We start from the raw sequence: 16,015 nt of genomic DNA, 5'->3' as shown, positions 1-16,015 counted from the left end.
TCATGGCTAAACAGATCACTCTTGCCCAGCACGTCCGGCTGCTGCTGACCTGGCTGGACGCGGCCAACCCCCGCACCGACCACGAGATCGCCATGCGCATCATGAAGATCGGGGAAGAGTTCGGTGAGGTCGTCTCGGCTTACATCGGCGTGACCGGCCAGAACCCCCGCAAGGGCGTCAGCGCCACCCACGCCGAGCTGACCGGCGAACTGTGCGACGTCATCATCGCCGCCATGTCGGCACTGGCCACCGTCGCCGGCGGCCCCGAGGACGCCGAAAAGATCCTCAGCACCCACATCGCCGCCCGCTACCCGAGGCTGCTGCGCCTCCTGGACGCCGCCTGAGCGCACCGCCGCCCGGTGGACCTCCACGGCCCCGACCGCCCGGCGAGCCTCGGTCGGACCGCACGGTCCGCCCGCCCACCTCCCGCACCACCCGCCCGCACCGGCCAGACGCGGTCCGACCGCCCCGGCAGACCGCACCACCAGGCAGGGCACGGCCCCTCAGTCGCCAAACCGAAGCCGTGCCCTGCCGCCCCGCTTACCGACAACGCACGCGAGGTGCCTCACATCATGACCGACCTCACCCACGACACACCCGCCGACCTCACCGCCGACCTCACCGCCGACCGCGCCGCCGACCGTCCGGGGGCGGACGTGGTGGACCTGGACGCCGCCCGCGCCGACCGCCTGCCGTACGGCACCCTGCCGCCCACACCGGACGGCGACCCGACCGCCGACCCGGCCGGCGATCCGACCGCTGACCCGCAGGCCCCGACCGTGCGGCGGTCCGCCGCCCGTGACACGTCCTTTGAGATCGAGCTGGACGACCCGCCGCCCGCCGACGACACGCCGGTGCCGGTGGACTCACCCGAGGCCGCCGCCCCGACTACGCCGCCGGTGCAGAAGCGACGGCCGATCATCCCGACCGCGCTGCGCCGGACCAACCTCGGCGCGACCATCCGCATCACCGCCGCCCGCTGGGGCTACATCGCCGGTTTCCACGCGGTCCGTTCACCGTGGTACCTGCTCAAGGTCGCCTGGTGGGCGATCGTCGGCGTGTTCCGACTGGCCGGCCGGCAGCTTCGCTGGTGGTGGGTCAATGAGCAGTATCTGTTGTTGCAGCAGGCCGCCACTGACAACGACCCGGCGATGTGGCTCAAGCTGCACCGGGAGGGCAAGGCCACCCGCCGCTGGCGCGGTGTGGTGCTGTTCTTCCAGCTCATCGCCCTGTTCATCGCCATGATGGTGGTGCTCGGGTTGCCCGCGCTGTGGCAGGGCGTCATCGTCGCCGGCCTGGTGCCGGTGCTGGCCCGCTACGGGCGTCCCGCCGGCCGACAGCTCATCCCCTCCGCCGTGGTGACGCGCCGCTACCGCCGGCTCAACAGCGACATCGTGCTGCGCGCCTACTACTCCGCCAACCTCGGCCACCCCGAGCGGCCGAACCAGCAGATCGAGTTCGGCGCCGCCATGGCGCGCGAGGGCAACGGCTCCAAGGTGCTGGTCAACCTGCCCTACGGCAAGACCTTCGATGACGCGGTCAAGGCCCGCCCGGCCATCGCCTCGGGGCTGGATGTGGCGCTGTCGCAGGTCACCATCTCCCGCGACCCCGAATCGCACCGCTCGCACTGGCTGTGGGTCGCCGACTCCGACCCGCTCGCGACGCCGGCCGGTCGCACGCCGCTGCTGGCCTGCAAGGAAACCGACATTTGGCAGCCCGCCCCGCTCGGCGTGGACGAACGAGGCCGCGCCGTCACGCTGCTCATGCTGTGGACGTCCATCCTGGTCGGCGCGCAACCTCGGCAGGGTAAGAGCTTCACCGCCCGCCTCCTCGCCTTGTATGCGGCGCTGGACCCGTACGTGCGGCTGGAGGTCTTCGACGGCAAGGGCTCGCCGGACTGGCGCAAGTTCGCCCTGGTCGCCCACTCGTGCGGGTTCGGCTTCACCCTCACCCGCGACGGCGACCCGCTGGAGACGTTCGTGCAGATGCTGCGCGACCTCAAGGCCGACGTGCAAGCCCGCTACCAGAAGCTGTCCGAGCTGCCCGTGGACATCTGCCCCGAGGGCAAGCTGACCCGCGACATCGCCCGTGACCCGAAGTACGGCATGCCCGTGCGCCTGGTCGTGATCGATGAGTGTCAGGAGTACTTCGACACCGGCGACAAGGAGCTGAACAAGGAGATATCCGGCCTGCTGGTGTTCCTGGTCAAGGTGGCCCCGGCCGCCGGCGTCATCGTGCTGGACGCCACGCAGAAGCCCGGCGGGGTCGGCACCGGCGACGCCGCCACCGCCTTCACCAGCTTCCGCGACAACCACCAGGTGCGCATCGCGCTGCGCACCGGCTCCTGGCAGGTCTCTGACCTGGTGCTCGGCTCCGGCGCGAACTCCGAGGGCTTCGACTCCTCCACCCTGCTCCCGTCCTACAAGGGTGTCGGCATCCTGCGCGGCGCCGGCGACGACACGCCCACGGTGCGCTTCCACCTGGCCGACGCCGAGGACGCCGAAAAGATCCTGCTGACCGCGCGCAAGCTGCGCGAACGCGCCGGCACGCTGTCCGGCATGGCCGCCGGCCAAGCCGCCGTGCGCGAGGTGCGCGACGTGCTGGCCGACGCCGTGAGCGTCTTCGAGGGCAGTGAGACCGGCCTGTCCTGGGCGCAGATCGCCGCCCGGCTGGCCGAACGCATCCCCGAGCACTACGCCGACCTCACCGGCGATGCGATCTCCGCTCAGCTTCGCGACCTGAACGTGCCCAGCGTGAACATCAAGCGCGACGGTCAGGTGCTCAAGGGCGCCAAGCGTGCCGCCATCCAGGCCGCGGTGAGCCGCCGCGCCCAGACCGGAAGCTGACGGGCGCAACCCCACCGTCCACCGGCCGTACCCGCCGTTCCGGGCGCGGCCGGTGGACCGCCCGCCACACCCCTTGGGAGGGGGCGCCGAGGTAGCGGCTCACCCGCTACCGGTAGCGAACGCGCTACCCACGCCGCTACCGCCCGCACCCTCTCTGATCAGCCCAAATACCCGCAGGTAGCGGGTAGCGGGCTTCCTCCACCACGCCGAAAAACGCCCCTGGAGTGCTCACCATGACCCTCCCTGCCGCTACCGCTACCCCTCTCACCGCTACCGGCTCGCTACCACCCATGGTCCTTCTGGGACTGCTGGCCGCGCTGTGGTTGCTCGGCTACGCCGCCGCCTGCGCCGCCGACCCGTTCGGCAGCTGCCGCCGCTGCAAGGGCCACGGCAAGACCCTCAAGCCCAACGGGCGCGTCAAGCGCTGGTGCCGCCGCTGCGACGGCACCGGCCTGCGCCTGCGCCTCGGCCGCCGCCTCTACAACTACCTGCGTCGCCTGCACCACGCCGGCGCCCGCTGACCACTGTGCTGTTCGGGGCGGGGGAGCCCTCAGTCCTCCTCCAGCATGCCCAGACCGGCCACCCGACCCTCACGCACGTCGGACAACGCCTTGAGGTATCCGGTCTCCACGGCGCGCGTCACGATGTTCGCCACCGCCTCAGGCATGTCCATCCAGCCGCCCCACGCCGAGCACAGGTTCGCGGTGGCCTCTTCGGCCTCGCGCACGTCGCCCGGATCGTCGTGCGGACCGTACCGCAGCGTGTTGACCGACTGCTCCCACGCGCTCAGATCGTCACCGGTGTAGCTCTGCTCAGCCATAGGCCCGACGCTACGCCGCGCCCTCCATCTCGTCCCCATCAAGCCAACGCTGATCCGCCATGTCTTGAAAGGAAGACCCGCCATGTCCGGCGAGACCACGATCACCATCATCGGCAACCTGACCGGCGACCCCGAACTGAACTACACCCAAAGCGGCCTGGCCGTGGCCAGCTTCACCATCGCCTCCAGCCCCCGCGTCTACAACAAGCAGGTCGAGCAGTGGCAAGACGGCGAGCCGCTGTTCATGCGCTGCTCGGCATGGCGCGACCTCGGCGACCACGTCACCGAGTCCCTGACCAAGGGCACCCGCGTCATCGCCTCGGGACGGCTGCGCCAGCGCACCTACGAAACCAGCGACGGCGACCGCCGCACGGTCGTGGAGATGACCGTGGATGAGATCGGCCCCTCGCTGCGCTTCGCCACCGCCAAACCGCAAAAGGCCGCCCGCTCCGCCCACAACGGCCACGGCGGCGCGCCCGCCGACCCGTGGGCAAGCTCCACCCCGGCGAGTGACGAGCCCCCGTTCTAACCCCCGTGCACGAAGGGTGCAGGCGTCCTCGGCGACAAGCCGCCAAGCACAACCGCCGAGGCCGCCCGCCCCGCTCCCGATCATCTGCCAAGAAAGGTCTGCGATCGTGACCAGCGGCCCTGCATCACAGTCAAACAATCCCGCCCTGCGCGTGCTCAGCCTCGGCGCCGGCGTGCAGTCCACAACCTTGCTGCTGCTGTCCGCCCGTGGGCAGCTCCCCAAAATCGACGTCGCCATCTTCGCTGACACCGGCTGGGAACCGCACGCCGTCTACGCCCACCTCGACCGGCTCGAACGCGAGGTTGCCCAGCCAGCCGACATCCCCATCGTGCGGGTGCAGGCCGACAGCAACGCCCAGCGCATCACCGGAGACCTCCGCGCTGACTCCCTCACCCCCGGAGCGTTTGTCCGCATGCCCGTATTCGTACGCAACCGTGACGGGTCCGGGTCCGCGATGGTACGCCGTCAGTGCACCGAGGAATACAAGGTCAGCCCGATCAAGGCCGCCATCCGGGCACTGCTGGGGTACCCACACCCGCGCCCGGTGCCCGCCAGCGTGTTCGCTGAGCAGTGGGTCGGCATCAGCCGTGATGAGTTCCACCGGGCCAAGGATGCCCACGTGCGCTACCTGCACAACGCCTTCCCGCTGCTCGACCTCGACGACGCTGCCGATGGCCGGCCCGGCTGGACGCGCACCGACTGCGTGCGCTACCTCCGCGCCCAGGGCTGGGCAGACACCCCCAAAAGCGCCTGTATCGGTTGCCCCTTCCACGGCAACCGACAGTGGCGCGAGCTCCGCGACAACCACCCCGACGAGTGGGCCGATGCGGTCGCCTTCGATCGCAGCCTGCGTGAGGCCACATTGCGTGGCATCAAAGAGCGGCCTTACCTGCACCGCAGCCTATTGCCCCTCGATCAGGCTGCGATCGACAAAGTCACCCGCACTGAATGGAAGCAACGCCAGATCGACCTCTTGGAGGCCCTGGCAGACCACGCCATCGACAGCGCCGACGAGGCCGACGAGGCCGAGGAAGGCGCGCTCGACGGCTGCTCCCCGTGGAGCTGCCGCGGCGACCAGCTCACCTCTGATGCCGCCTAACCACAAGGGTGCATGCGGCCTCGGCGACAAGCCGCCAAGCACAACCGCCGAGGCCGCCCGCCCTGCTCCCGATCACCAGAAGAAAGGCACTTGCCAGCATGACAGCCACCGTCTCCAGCGGCTACTGGATCTACCAGGGGCGCGTGTCCCTGGACTGGCACAAGAAACGCGAGCACTGGGGCGGGGGACGCCGCCGCCCCTGCCGCTTCTGCCGGAGCCCGAGCTTCCTACTCGACGACGACCGGCGCCCCGTCCACAAGGTCTGTCTCGAACGGGCGCTGACCGCCGCCCTGCTCAGCGAGCCTGAAAGGCGGGCAGCATGACCGCACGTCGTCATGACATGACAGCCGCCGCTCTGGGCGCCGCCGCCCGTGGCTGGCCGGTTTTCCCCCTCGCCGTGGGCGACAAGGCACCCCCGCGCGGCTTCACCGACTGGGAGACGCGCGCCACTTGTGACCCCGACCGCATCCGCGCCTGGTGGAAGCGCGCCCCCTACAACGTTGGCATCGCCACCGGCCCGGCCGGACTGGTCGTGATCGACCTGGACATGCCCAAGCCCGGACAGCACCCGCCCCCGGAATGGGACCTGCCCGGCGTCGGTGACGGCGCGGATGTGTTCGCGCTCCTCTGCCAGCGTGCCGGCATCCCGGTGCAGTGGGAGACCTTGCAGGTTCGTACCCGCCGAGGCGGCCTGCATCTGTACTACACCGCCCCGCCCGACGCCCGCCTGCCCAGCACTAACGGCAGCCTGGGATGGCTGATCGACACCCGCGCCTGGGGCGGCTACGTCGTCGCCCCCGGCAGCACCGTCACCCTGCCAGACGGCGCCGGACGCTACCGCGTGCAGCACGCCACGATGCCCGCCCAGCTGGCCCCCTCCCTGTTCAAGCTGCTCTCGCCCGCCCCGATACCAGCCAAACGGCCTGTGCACGTCCCCATCGCCGATGATTGCCATTCCGCCTATCTGCGCGCGGCTCTGGACCGCGAACTCGCGCACCTGGCCGCCGCCCAGCCCGGCCAGCGCAACCGCTCCCTGTTCGGCGCCGCCGCCGCGCTTGGGGAACTCATCGCCGGCGGCGCGCTCCCAGAGCAGCCGATCAAAGAGCTGCTTGAACAGGGAGGGGGCGACCTCGGGCTGCCCCCGGGCGAAGTCGCCCGAACCGTCGAGTCCGGGTTGCGGCACGGCGCCCGCCGTCCCCGCCGCCTGACCGCCGTCTGACCCGCACCTTGGGAGGCACCACCATGACCCAACACCCGACCGGCGCGGCCCTGCTCGATCGACTCCGGGCCGCCCTGACCCGGTACGTCATCCTGCCGAGCAGCGAGGCCGCCGACGCGGTCACGCTGTGGATCGCCGCCTCGCACGCCCAACCCGCGTGGGCGCACGCGCCCCGCCTGGTCATCCGCGGCCCGGAGAAGCGCTGCGGCAAGTCCCGCCTGCTCGACGTCGTCGAGGCCACCTGCTACGCACCGTTCATCACGGTCAATTCGTCCAGCGCCGCGGTCTACCGGTCCATCACCGAGGACCCGCCTACGATGCTCGTCGACGAGGCTGACACCATCTTCGGTCCCAAGGCGGACGGCAATGAAGACCTGCGCGGCCTGCTCAACGCCGGACATCAGCGCAACCGGCCGGCCAAACGCTACGACGCGGCCACCAACCGCGTGGAAAGCATTCCGACCTTCGCCATGGCCGCACTCGCCGGCATCGGCGCCATGCCCGACACCATCGAAGACCGCGCCGTCGTCGTCCGCATGCGCCGCCGCGCACCCGGCGAAACCGCCGCACCCTACCGCCACCGCCGCGACCGCACACCACTCCGCGACCTGGCCGCCGACCTCAACCAGTGGCTACGCGCCGACCTGGCCACCCTGGAACAGGCCGAACCCGCCATGCCCGTGGAGGACCGCGCCGCCGACACCTGGGAACCCCTGGTCATCGTCGCCGACTACGCCGCCAGCACCTGGCCCGAGCGTGCCCGCGCCGCCGCCCTGGCGATCACCGCCGAGGCCGACGACAACGACCAGGCATCGGCACGTGTCCGGCTGCTGGCCGCCTGCCGCGCCGCATTCGGCGCCGACACCGCGCTGCCCACCGCCGTACTCCTGGAACGACTCAAGGCCGACCCCGAGGGCGAATGGAACGAGCACGGACCAGTCGGCCTGACACCCATAAGACTCGGCACGATGCTGCGCGAATACGACATCCGCCCAGCCCTGATCCGCTTCCCCGATGGTCCGCTGAGAGGGTACCGCCGCGGCGACTTCGCCGACGCATGGGCGCGCTACTGCCCGACCCTCGAACCCGCTCCAGAGGCCGACATCCTGCATCTGGAGCGGGGTAGCCGCTACAGCCGTTACAGCCGTAACACCGCAGGTCAAGGCGATACGGCTTCCGACCCTGTAACGGCTTAACCCGTTACACCACATCAAGCCGTTCCTGCCCTGAGCTGCAATGTTACGGCTGTAACGGGTTGAAACGGCTACCCCTCCAGACATGCCATCGGCCCCTCGGCGACAAGCCGCCAAGCACGACCGCCGAGGGCGCCGAACTTCTTTCCGATCACGCCACACCCGGAAGGACGTGCCGCCATGGCCACCGTCACCCGCCTACGCGCGATGCTCACCGTCCCCGAGGTCTGCGCGGAACTCCAGATCTCACGATCCACCTTCTACGACTGGCGCCAGAAAGGTCGCGCCCCGCGCTGTATCACCCTGCCCAACGGCTCCCTTCGCGTCCGCCGTACCGACCTTGAAAACTGGCTTAACGCCCGAGAGGACGCAGCCTGATGGAGAACACCACCTACCGCGTTCGCGTTCACAAGACCGAGGTCCGCAAGAACGCCGCGGGCAAGATCACTTCCTATCGCGTCCAGTGGTCCACGGATGGCAAACCGTGGAAGCGGACTTTCCAGAAGAGCGCGCAGGCAGACGCGTACCGAAGCAAGCTGCTCACCGCTGCTCGGGAGGGTGAGCCTTTCAGCCTGGCCACCGGCGAGCCGGTGAGGTGGAGCCGCGTTGAGCGGCCAGCGATGACCTGGTACGACTTCGCCTGCAAGTTCGCCGACTTCAAATGGAAAGCTGCCTCGGCCAAGTACCGCCAAGACATCGCCCGCGCCCTTACCGGAGCTACGCCGGCCATGTTCACGAGTGGCAAGGGCAAGCCGTCTGACCTTGACCTCCGAACTGCCATGCGTCGATGGGGGTTCAACACGAAACAGCGCGCCGAAGCGTCCGAGGAAACGGCCGAGGTGTTGGCGTGGCTTGCCAAGAACACCCGTCCCGTTTCCGCGCTTACCGAGGCGGCCACCGTCCGTGCGATGCTCGACGCCGCCACCTCGCGCCTGAACGGGAAGGCCGCCGCCACAAGCACGATTCGCCGGCACAAGACCATCCTGCAGAACGCCATGGACTACGCCGTAGAGCTGAAGCTCTTGGATTCCAACCCGATCAAGGCTCTGAAGTGGAAGCCACCGCGGGTCACCTACGAAGTGGACAGACGTAGCGTCGTCAACCACGCTCAAGCGCGCCGCCTTCTTGCCGCGGTGGAAGCACAACAGCCCAGCGGAAAGCGCCTGGTCGCGTTCTTCGCCGTCATCTACTACGCGGGGCTACGTCCCGAGGAGGTAGTAAGGCTCCGCGAGGACAACGTCATCCTTCCCTATCTGGCCAGGAATCCTGAGACGGGAGAACTGGAGGAACCGGCCGACGCTTGGGGCGAACTTCGCTTTGCGAGCGCCGCGCCGTTCGCCGGCCGCGAGTGGACGGACGACGGCAGCCTGCGAGAAGAACGCGCCCTCAAGCACCGCGCCGAGGGGGAGACCCGCGTCGTTCCCTGTCCGCCCGCGCTTACCCGGATTCTTCGCGCGCACCTTGCGGAGTTCGGCCCTGGCCCCGGAGGGCGGGTGTTCACTGGGGTGCGCGGTGGCGAGGTGGCGGGCATCACGTGCCGGCGCGTATGGGCCAAGGCCAGAGAACAAGCCCTGACCAGCAACGAGGCGCAGTCACCGCTGGCCAAGCGCATCTACGACCTGCGCCACGCCTGCGTCTCGACCTGGCTCAATGCCGGCGTACCGGCCACCCAGGTAGCCGAATGGGCAGGTCATAGCGTGGACGTCCTGCTAAGGATCTACGCCAAAACCGTCGTTGGCCAAGATGAGGCCGCCAAGCGGCGCATCACCGACGCCCTGAAGGATCTGGAACCCCCGACCTGACGCTGATACCTCAATCGGACCCCGAAAATCGATATCCAATTTCTTAATAGGGATTGCACATCCGTAATCGGGGTCCGCTAAGGTAGATCACAAGCAAAGTGATCGCAGGAGGGACAGCCTCATGACCACCCCCACCCCCGCATGGACTCTCAAGCCCGGCGAGCCGATCGAGCGCAAGGCGCTGCACGAGGACTTCGGTGGTCGCACCCAGGGCGGCATTGGCCCGTCCAGCCGCAGCGCCAACGTCTTCGTCTTCACCGATCCCATCGCCGGCGAGAAGCACGGCTACTTCGACGGCTGGATGCCGGACGGCCTGTTCCACTACAGCGGCGAAGGCCAGTACGGCGACCAGCGGATGATGTCCGGGAACGCCAGCATCCTGAACCACAAGCAGCAGGGGAAGGCGCTGCGCGTCTTCCAGGGCGCCCGCGGCACTGTCACCTACCTCGGCAAGTTCGAGGTGGACGACCAGGACCCCTGGTACGAGGCTGACGCCCCCGAGACCGGCGGGGGCGCCATTCGCCGGGTCATCGTCTTCCGACTGCGTCCGATCGACGCCGCCGTCCAGCCGCCGCAGACCAGCCTGGCCCGGCTGCTCGACGCCGCCAAGCGCAACCCGAACAAAGACCAGGTGCAGGAGCTCGACCTGGAACAGCAGCTCACCGAGCGGACTTTCGTCAACCCGGACCGCGAGCCGTACGAGGCCGAACGGAAGGAGGCCGCTCTCGTGCAGGCGCTGGGCGACTACCTGCGCGGCAAAAGCCACAAGGTCGGCCGGCACCAGATGCTGCCGAAGGGAGAGACCCGGCCGCTTTTCACCGACCTGTACGACCACACCGCGAAGCTGCTGGTCGAGGCCAAGGGCAGCGTCACCCGTGAGAACGTGCGCATGGCCATCGGCCAGCTCGCCGACTACGGCCGCTTCCTGCCTGACGCCACCAGGGCGATTCTCCTGCCCAGCGAGCCGCGCCAGGACCTGATCGAACTGGCCCACAGCCAGGACATCGTCATCGTGTGGCCGGCCAAGCAGGGGTACGGCGCCAGTCGGCCCGGGTTCGCGTTGTAGGTCACGCTCTTGGTGAAGTCGTGGGTAAGTATTGGGTAGAGCTACCCGCAAACGATCAGTATCGGCCGTAGACAGCCGGACATGAGAAGCCCCCGTCACCGCGCGAAAGCGCAGGTCAGGCGGGGGTTTTGGCTGTTCGGAAGAAGTAGGGCGGGTGGGACTTGAACCCACGACCCACGGATTATGAGTCCGATGCTCTGACCGGCTGAGCTACCGCCCCTGGATTGAGTTGTGTGGGCGCGTCGATGCCCCCGCGCACGCTAAGGCTAGAGCATCGGATCCGGCGGTGACGCCGCGCCCGGATGGATCGCCGCCTCGCACATCATTCCACGCTCCCGAGGGTTGATCGAGTCCGTGGGGTGATGTACGCCGAGGGCATAGCCGGAGAATTCCCCTCAATGGGGATGTGGGGGCCGGTAGCGTCGGGGGAATGGGCGTGAGACTGATCTACGAGACCCATTCCATGACGGTGGACAACGAGATCGGGATCGCCACCGGGTGGCTGCCGGGCGAGCTGTCACGGGCGGGGCGGGAGCTGGCCGTGGAGTTGGGGGCGCGGCGGCGGGACGTGGACGTCGTGTACGCCTCCGATCTGCGGCGGGCCGTGGAGACGGTGGAGATCGCGTTCGGTGGCGGCAAGGAGGTCAGGCTCGACGCGCGGCTGCGGGAGTGCGATTACGGGATCTACAACGGGCGGCCGGTGAGCGAGGTGGAGATGCTGCGCGGCAGGCACATCGACGCGCCGTGGCCGGGAGGGCAGAGCTACCGGCACGTGGTGGCAGAGACCGCGGCGTTCCTGGAGGAAGAGGTGAAGAAGGAGTGGCAGGGGGGCACGGTGCTGATCATCGCGCACTCCGCGAATCGGTGGGCGTTGCAGAACCTGCTTGAGGGGGTGCCGTTGGAGGAGCTTGTCGATGCGCCGTTCGAGTGGCAGCCCGGGTGGGAGTTCCTGTTGGCCTGACCGCCCCGCCTGATCGCCCCGTCTGACCTCCCCCCTCGCCGCCCCGCCTCGCCGCCGCGCCTGATCGCCGCGCCTGATCGCCCGCGTCTGACCTGCCCGCCTCGCCGGTCCGCCTGACCTGGCCGCCGATCATGGCGTGCGGGGGCGCCCAGCGGGAGGGCCGGGCGCCGGGTGCCGGGGGAGAGGGTCAGGGGGCAGTGCCGTAGCCGGTGTTGCGTACCAGCCAGTCGTGGTAGACGGGGCTTCGCCGTACGGACTCGGTGTGGGCCTGTTTGGCCTGGGCGAGGACCCAGGGGGCGTCGGGGGCGGAGGGGTGGCGGCCGAGGAGGTGCCGCCAGCTCAGCGGCGCGCCCGCGAGCGGCAGCATGACCAGCCCCGCCACGGGCTGGTTGGTGGCCTGGCAGAGCGCCACGGCGCGGCCGACCTGGGCGAGGTGGGTGCAGGTGGCCACGTCCGTCTCGTAGATGGTCGCGGGGGTGAAGCCGGCGCGGGCGCAGGCCATGGCGAAGCAGTCGGCGAAGCAGCCGTCTCCCGGTGTGACGGCCCACTGCTCCCTCGCGAGGTCGGACAGTTCCACCTCCTTCTCGCCGGCCGCGGGGTGGTCGTAGCCGACGAGGGCGAAGGCGGGGTCGACGCCGATGGTCTCCCAGAGCAGGCTGCCGGCGGGGGTGCCGCTGCCGCCGCAGGTGCCGATCAGGGCGTAGTCGAGGCGGCCCATCTCCACGCGGGCGGTGAGCTCGCGCGCCGACCAGCTCGTGTACGTGGTGACGGCGCGCTCGGAGGCGAGCCGGTCGACGAGGCCGCCCAGAACGGGGCCGTGGGTGGCGCCGATGCGGAAGCCGGAGGACGGGGCGTGGACGAATCGTGCGGCCTCGGCCTGCAGTTCCTTGGCCGCGGGCAGGAGCACCCGGGCTCTGGCGATGACGAGCTCGCCTAGAAGGGTGGGCCGGGCGCCGTGCCGGTCGCGCTCGAACAGGGCGCCGCCTAGGGCCCTCTCGATGCGCTTGAGCTGGGCGGTCAAGGCAGGCTGGGCCAGCCCGAGCAGGGCGGCGGCCTTGCTGACACTTCCCGCGTCCGCGACCGCGCGGACGATCCTGAGGTGCCTGAGCTCGAGGTCCATAACGGGAAGGTAAGGCGGTCGTCTCCTCCCGACAATGCCCTTATGTCAGGAAATATGACAGATATTGTCGAGGACCTCCTGGGGTAGGGGGGATCCCATGACCACGATGGGAATCGACCCTAGAGAGCTCGGCGACGACGATCTGCTGCGTGAGCTGCGGCAACTCCACGCGACCCGCACCGACACCCTGCTGCACGGTTCGGACGACGCCCTGGCGCGGCACACCTCGCGGACGAACGAGCTCGAAAGCGAATACCTGCGCCGCTATCCGGAACGTGACGTCGATCCCGGGCGGCTGCGGGAGGGGGCGAGGGAGCGCTGATGGCCCGCGACCACGACGTGCAGGCACTGTCCGACGTCGACAGCCATGTGTACGAGGCGGTCGCCTCCCACGCGGTCGGGGGTGGCGCCGTCGGGCTCGGCGCGCTGACCCGCGCGAGCGGCCTGGAGGAGGACGACGTACGGCGGAGCCTGTCCACGCTCATCGAGCAGGGGTATGTGGTGCCCAAGGGCGATGGGTTCGGCCTGGGGCCGCACACTTTCGGGCTCCAATACTGAGCGAGGCCGCCGTACAGCCGGAACAGCCCACCGATGACCCCCCTGGGCTACAGCGGTGGTATGCCCGCCGCGCTGAGCTGGGCGTCCAGTGGCGGGGCCGCGCGCCGGTTGTCGAGCTCCAGATGGGGTACGGCGGGCGGCTCGTCCACGAGGATCGCCTCCAGGTACGCCTCGAACGCCGCCAGCTTGCCCGCGTCCCTCGCCAGCCCCCTGGCCTCCAGCCGCTCGCGCAGCGTCGCGCCGTCCGAGCGCACCCAGACCAGGCGGACCGGAGGGCCGCCCAGCTCCTCCACCCACCGGGCCCACCTGCCGGCCGAGTGGACCTGCCCGGTGAACGGGCCGTCGAGCATGACCGGGCAGCCGTGCCCGCGGATCTGCCTGGCCAGCCGGGTGAGGCCGGCGTACTCGTGGCGCTTGACGTGCTCGTCGTACCAGGGGCCCTCGCGCTCGCCGGGCGGCCTGCCGTGCCCCTCGAGGACCGCGGCGACGAAGTCTCCGTAGACGGCGTCCTTGTCGAGCAGGGCGGGCACCGGCGCCAGGCGGGCGAGCAGCGCCGCGGCGACCGTCGACTTGCCCGCGCCCGGCGGCCCGCTGATCACCCAGACCGTGCTCATGCGACCAGTCTGCCCGCCTGGCCGGGCGGGGCACGTACGCGGATCCGCGTACGCGGAAGCAGCCGCTGAGCGGACGACCGCCGCGCGGCGCCCGGCCAGACTCGGGAGCCATGCCAACCATGCTGATCAGGGCGTTCCGGGTGCCGGAGCTCCGCAAGAAGCTGCTGTTCACGCTGGGCCTGCTGGCGCTGTTCAGGTTCGGGCAGGTGATGCCGTCGCCGGGGGTGGACGTCGTCGCCGTACGGCAGTGCCTGGGAACCGCGCGAGGCGGGCTGATCGACATGATGCAGCTGTTCAGCGGGGGCGCGATGCTGAAGCTGTCGGTCTTCGCGCTGGGCGTGATGCCGTACATCACCGCCAGCATCGTCATGCAGCTCGTCCCCGCGCTGGTGCCGCGGCTGGAGACGCTCAGGAAGGAGGGGCAGGCGGGGCAGGCCAGGATCACCCAGTACACCCGGTACCTCACCGTGGGCCTGGCCGTCCCCAACGCCGGCACGGTCGTGGCGCTCGCCCGGTCCGGCCAGTTGCTGCCCGGGTGCCCGCGCCCGCTGCTGCACGACGACGGCCTGACGAGCGCGGTCGTGATCGTGCTGACCATGGTGGCGGGAGCCTGCGTGGTCATGTGGGCCGGCGAGCTGATCACGGAGAGGGGGATCGGGAACGGGATGTCGCTGCTGATGTTCGCGCAGGTCGTGGCGGTCTTCCCGTCCTACCTGTCCACCGTCTTCGTGGTGAGCCCCTTCTCGTTCGCGGTCGTGCTCGTGTCGGGGGCGTTCGTGGTCGCGGGCGTGGTCTTCGTGGAGCAGGCGCAGCGGCGCGTGCCCGTGCAGTACGCGAAGAGGATGGTCGGGCGCCGCATGTACGGCGGGACCAGCACGTACCTGCCGCTGAAGGTCAACCAGGCGGGCATCGTGCCGGTGATCTTCGCCACGTCGCTGCTCTACCTGCCGACGCTGGCCGCCCCGCTGCTCGGCGAGGGCGCCGCCGGGTGGATCGCGCGCGTCCTCACCTCGGGGACGCACCCGCTGTACCTGGGTTCGTACGTCCTGATGATCGTGGGGTTCGCGTACTTCTACGTGTCGATCAGCGTCAACCCGGTGGAGGTGGCGGACGGCATGAAGAGGTACGGGGGGTTCGTGCCGGGCATCCGGCCGGGGCGGCCCACCGCCGGGTACCTGGCGTACGTGCTGTCCCGGCTGACCGCGGCCGGGGCCGCCTACCTCGGAGTGCTGGCGCTGCTGCCCCTGGTGGCGTTCATGATCCTCAAGGATCCCGGCACGCAGCAGAACTTCCCGTTCGGGGGGACGAGCGTGCTGATCATGGTGGGGGTGGGACTCGACACGGTGAAGCAGATCGAGGCGCAGGTGCAGCAGCGCGACTACGAGGGTTTCCTGCGCTAGCACCTCTCGCTCAGCCGGGCGCGGCCAGCCCGGCCCGCATGGCGAACACGACGAGCTGGGCGCGGTCGCGGGCCCGCAGCTTCACCATGGCCCGGCTGACGTGGGTGCGCACGGTGTCGGGGCTGATCACCAGCTCCCTGGCGATGTCGTCGTTGGACCTGCCGGTGGCCACCCAGGCGACCAGCTCCCGCTCGCGCGGGGTCAGCGTGTCGAGGCCCTCCACCGGCTCCGTGCCGTGCCGGCCGAACAGGCCGATCACCTTCCTGGTGATCGACGGGGACAGCAGCGCCTCGCCCGCGGCCACCACGCGTACGGCGTTCACCAGCTCCTCCGGCGCGCCGTCCTTCAGCACGAACCCGCTGGCGCCCGCCTGGAGCGCGGCGAAGACGTACTCGTCGACGGCGAACGTCGTGACCACCACGACCCTGGTGCCGGAGAGCTCCTCGTCGCCCGCGACGGCCCTGAGCGTGGCCAGGCCGTCCATGCCCGGCATGCGGATGTCGAGCAGCAGCACGTCGGGGCGGGTGCGGCGGATCAGCTGGAGCGCGCCCGCGCCGTCGGCCGCCTCGCCGACGCACTCCAGGTCGGGCTCCCGTTCCAGCAGCGCCCTGAGCCCCATCCGCACGACGGCCTGGTCGTCGGCCACGGCCACCCTGATCACCCGATGTCCCTCGGGAACCTCGCCACGACCTGGAAGCCGCCACCCTGACGAGGGCCGGCGGCGAACCGCCCGCCGGCGGCGGTCACCGTCGCGCGCATCCCCGCGAGCCCGCGCCCCTCGGCGTGCG

Annotated in this window: 19 protein-coding genes and 1 tRNA gene; 15 read left to right on the top strand and 5 right to left on the bottom strand. The window is 70.0% G+C overall.

Annotation, left to right across the window (positions count from 1 at the left end; genetic code table 11):
* Positions 1–2 precede the first annotated feature (2 nt).
* The 3 genes from DQW85_RS41895 to DQW85_RS41885 all read left to right on the top strand — a co-directional run bounded on the left by DQW85_RS41895 (position 3) and on the right by DQW85_RS41885 (position 3,367).
* Positions 3–344 (top strand): MazG-like family protein, encoded by a 342-nt coding sequence (locus DQW85_RS41895; protein ID WP_113705288.1) that lies wholly within the window; start codon positions 3–5, stop codon positions 342–344.
* 228 nt (positions 345–572) lie between these two features.
* The gene (locus DQW85_RS41890; RefSeq protein ID WP_113705287.1) at positions 573–2,846 is read left to right on the top strand and encodes a cell division protein FtsK; all 2,274 of its coding nucleotides are present in this window, start codon (positions 573–575) and stop codon (positions 2,844–2,846) included.
* A gap of 290 nt (positions 2,847–3,136) precedes the next feature.
* On the top strand, positions 3,137–3,367 hold the full coding sequence (locus tag DQW85_RS41885) for a hypothetical protein (protein ID WP_113705286.1): 231 nt from the start codon (positions 3,137–3,139) through the stop codon (positions 3,365–3,367).
* 29 nt (positions 3,368–3,396) lie between these two features.
* Here the strand turns inward: DQW85_RS41885 and DQW85_RS41880 are convergent, their stop codons facing one another.
* A complete protein-coding gene (locus DQW85_RS41880; RefSeq protein WP_113705285.1) occupies positions 3,397–3,666 on the bottom strand; it encodes a hypothetical protein in 270 nt (89 codons plus the stop codon).
* An 82-nt stretch (positions 3,667–3,748) separates the two neighbouring features.
* Here DQW85_RS41880 and DQW85_RS41875 point away from each other — a divergent pair, with 82 nt between their 5' ends.
* The 8 genes from DQW85_RS41875 to DQW85_RS41840 all read left to right on the top strand — a co-directional run bounded on the left by DQW85_RS41875 (position 3,749) and on the right by DQW85_RS41840 (position 10,574).
* Positions 3,749–4,195 (top strand): single-stranded DNA-binding protein, encoded by a 447-nt coding sequence (locus DQW85_RS41875; RefSeq protein WP_113705284.1) that lies wholly within the window; start codon positions 3,749–3,751, stop codon positions 4,193–4,195.
* 106 nt (positions 4,196–4,301) lie between these two features.
* Positions 4,302–5,294, top strand: coding sequence for an adenine nucleotide alpha hydrolase family protein (locus DQW85_RS41870; RefSeq protein ID WP_240197778.1), 993 nt, complete (start codon positions 4,302–4,304; stop codon positions 5,292–5,294).
* A gap of 98 nt (positions 5,295–5,392) precedes the next feature.
* Positions 5,393–5,617, top strand: a complete 225-nt coding sequence (locus DQW85_RS41865; RefSeq protein WP_113705283.1) for a hypothetical protein — start codon at positions 5,393–5,395, stop codon at positions 5,615–5,617.
* Positions 5,614–6,513 carry a bifunctional DNA primase/polymerase gene (locus tag DQW85_RS41860; RefSeq protein WP_240197777.1) on the top strand — a complete coding sequence of 300 codons (900 nt, stop codon included), beginning with the start codon at positions 5,614–5,616 and terminating at the stop codon, positions 6,511–6,513. Before DQW85_RS41865 ends, DQW85_RS41860 begins: the two co-directional genes overlap by 4 nt.
* Before the next feature lie 23 nt (positions 6,514–6,536).
* Positions 6,537–7,709, top strand: a complete 1,173-nt coding sequence (locus tag DQW85_RS41855; RefSeq protein WP_113705281.1) for a DUF3631 domain-containing protein — start codon at positions 6,537–6,539, stop codon at positions 7,707–7,709.
* Between the two features lie 177 nt (positions 7,710–7,886).
* Complete coding sequence (locus DQW85_RS41850) at positions 7,887–8,084, top strand: helix-turn-helix transcriptional regulator (RefSeq protein ID WP_113705280.1); 198 nt, start codon at positions 7,887–7,889, stop codon at positions 8,082–8,084.
* Complete coding sequence (locus tag DQW85_RS41845; protein ID WP_113705279.1) at positions 8,084–9,508, top strand: tyrosine-type recombinase/integrase; 1,425 nt, start codon at positions 8,084–8,086, stop codon at positions 9,506–9,508. The genes DQW85_RS41850 and DQW85_RS41845 overlap by 1 nt, the downstream gene beginning before the upstream one ends.
* Before the next feature lie 121 nt (positions 9,509–9,629).
* A complete protein-coding gene (locus DQW85_RS41840) occupies positions 9,630–10,574 on the top strand; it encodes an SRA domain-containing endonuclease (RefSeq protein ID WP_113705278.1) in 945 nt (314 codons plus the stop codon).
* A 146-nt stretch (positions 10,575–10,720) separates the two neighbouring features.
* Here the strand turns inward: DQW85_RS41840 and DQW85_RS41835 are convergent.
* A tRNA-Ile gene (locus DQW85_RS41835) sits at positions 10,721–10,794 on the bottom strand.
* A gap of 210 nt (positions 10,795–11,004) precedes the next feature.
* On the opposite strand from DQW85_RS41835, the gene DQW85_RS41830 reads away from it, so the two are divergent.
* On the top strand, positions 11,005–11,535 hold the full coding sequence (locus DQW85_RS41830; RefSeq protein ID WP_113705277.1) for a histidine phosphatase family protein: 531 nt from the start codon (positions 11,005–11,007) through the stop codon (positions 11,533–11,535).
* 187 nt (positions 11,536–11,722) lie between these two features.
* Here the strand turns inward: DQW85_RS41830 and DQW85_RS41825 are convergent, their stop codons facing one another.
* The gene (locus tag DQW85_RS41825; protein WP_113705276.1) at positions 11,723–12,655 is read right to left on the bottom strand and encodes a LysR family transcriptional regulator; all 933 of its coding nucleotides are present in this window, start codon (positions 12,653–12,655) and stop codon (positions 11,723–11,725) included.
* A 97-nt stretch (positions 12,656–12,752) separates the two neighbouring features.
* Here DQW85_RS41825 and DQW85_RS41820 point away from each other — a divergent pair, with 97 nt between their 5' ends.
* Positions 12,753–12,977, top strand: coding sequence for a DUF6158 family protein (locus tag DQW85_RS41820; RefSeq protein ID WP_113705275.1), 225 nt, complete (start codon positions 12,753–12,755; stop codon positions 12,975–12,977).
* Positions 12,977–13,213, top strand: a complete 237-nt coding sequence (locus tag DQW85_RS41815; protein WP_113705274.1) for a hypothetical protein — start codon at positions 12,977–12,979, stop codon at positions 13,211–13,213. The genes DQW85_RS41820 and DQW85_RS41815 overlap by 1 nt, the downstream gene beginning before the upstream one ends.
* 47 nt (positions 13,214–13,260) lie before the next feature.
* On the opposite strand, the gene DQW85_RS41810 is transcribed toward DQW85_RS41815, so the two are convergent.
* Entirely contained in the window at positions 13,261–13,827 is a 567-nt protein-coding gene (locus DQW85_RS41810; RefSeq protein ID WP_113705273.1) for a P-loop nucleotide/nucleoside kinase family protein, read from the bottom strand.
* A 110-nt stretch (positions 13,828–13,937) separates the two neighbouring features.
* Between DQW85_RS41810 and secY the strand changes: the two genes are divergently transcribed.
* Complete coding sequence (secY, locus tag DQW85_RS41805) at positions 13,938–15,227, top strand: preprotein translocase subunit SecY (RefSeq protein ID WP_113705272.1); 1,290 nt, start codon at positions 13,938–13,940, stop codon at positions 15,225–15,227.
* A gap of 10 nt (positions 15,228–15,237) precedes the next feature.
* Here secY and DQW85_RS41800 read toward each other — a convergent pair whose 3' ends face one another.
* Positions 15,238–15,888 (bottom strand): response regulator, encoded by a 651-nt coding sequence (locus tag DQW85_RS41800; protein ID WP_113705271.1) that lies wholly within the window; start codon positions 15,886–15,888, stop codon positions 15,238–15,240.
* Between the last annotated feature and the right edge of the window lie 127 nt (positions 15,889–16,015).

The sequence above is a fragment of the Nonomuraea lactucae genome (assembly GCF_003313395.1).
In the GTDB taxonomy this organism is placed as follows: domain Bacteria; phylum Actinomycetota; class Actinomycetes; order Streptosporangiales; family Streptosporangiaceae; genus Nonomuraea; species Nonomuraea lactucae.
This window is presented reverse-complemented; position numbering and strand designations above follow the sequence as displayed.

Excerpts from the sequence above, each read along its gene's own strand:
- DQW85_RS41895 (WP_113705288.1), top strand. The coding sequence starts at position 3 with ATGGCTAAACAGATCACTCTTGCCCAGCACGTCCGGCTGCTGCTGACC.
- DQW85_RS41890 (WP_113705287.1), top strand. The coding sequence starts at position 573 with ATGACCGACCTCACCCACGACACACCCGCCGACCTCACCGCCGACCTC.
- DQW85_RS41885 (WP_113705286.1), top strand. The coding sequence starts at position 3,137 with ATGGTCCTTCTGGGACTGCTGGCCGCGCTGTGGTTGCTCGGCTACGCC.
- DQW85_RS41880 (WP_113705285.1), bottom strand. The coding sequence starts at position 3,666 with ATGGCTGAGCAGAGCTACACCGGTGACGATCTGAGCGCGTGGGAGCAG.
- DQW85_RS41875 (WP_113705284.1), top strand. The coding sequence starts at position 3,749 with ATGTCCGGCGAGACCACGATCACCATCATCGGCAACCTGACCGGCGAC.
- DQW85_RS41865 (WP_113705283.1), top strand. The coding sequence starts at position 5,393 with ATGACAGCCACCGTCTCCAGCGGCTACTGGATCTACCAGGGGCGCGTG.
- DQW85_RS41860 (WP_240197777.1), top strand. The coding sequence starts at position 5,614 with ATGACCGCACGTCGTCATGACATGACAGCCGCCGCTCTGGGCGCCGCC.
- DQW85_RS41855 (WP_113705281.1), top strand. The coding sequence starts at position 6,537 with ATGACCCAACACCCGACCGGCGCGGCCCTGCTCGATCGACTCCGGGCC.
- DQW85_RS41850 (WP_113705280.1), top strand. The coding sequence starts at position 7,887 with ATGGCCACCGTCACCCGCCTACGCGCGATGCTCACCGTCCCCGAGGTC.
- DQW85_RS41845 (WP_113705279.1), top strand. The coding sequence starts at position 8,084 with ATGGAGAACACCACCTACCGCGTTCGCGTTCACAAGACCGAGGTCCGC.
- DQW85_RS41840 (WP_113705278.1), top strand. The coding sequence starts at position 9,630 with ATGACCACCCCCACCCCCGCATGGACTCTCAAGCCCGGCGAGCCGATC.
- DQW85_RS41830 (WP_113705277.1), top strand. The coding sequence starts at position 11,005 with ATGGGCGTGAGACTGATCTACGAGACCCATTCCATGACGGTGGACAAC.
- DQW85_RS41825 (WP_113705276.1), bottom strand. The coding sequence starts at position 12,655 with ATGGACCTCGAGCTCAGGCACCTCAGGATCGTCCGCGCGGTCGCGGAC.
- DQW85_RS41820 (WP_113705275.1), top strand. The coding sequence starts at position 12,753 with ATGACCACGATGGGAATCGACCCTAGAGAGCTCGGCGACGACGATCTG.
- DQW85_RS41815 (WP_113705274.1), top strand. The coding sequence starts at position 12,977 with ATGGCCCGCGACCACGACGTGCAGGCACTGTCCGACGTCGACAGCCAT.
- DQW85_RS41810 (WP_113705273.1), bottom strand. The coding sequence starts at position 13,827 with ATGAGCACGGTCTGGGTGATCAGCGGGCCGCCGGGCGCGGGCAAGTCG.
- secY (WP_113705272.1), top strand. The coding sequence starts at position 13,938 with ATGCCAACCATGCTGATCAGGGCGTTCCGGGTGCCGGAGCTCCGCAAG.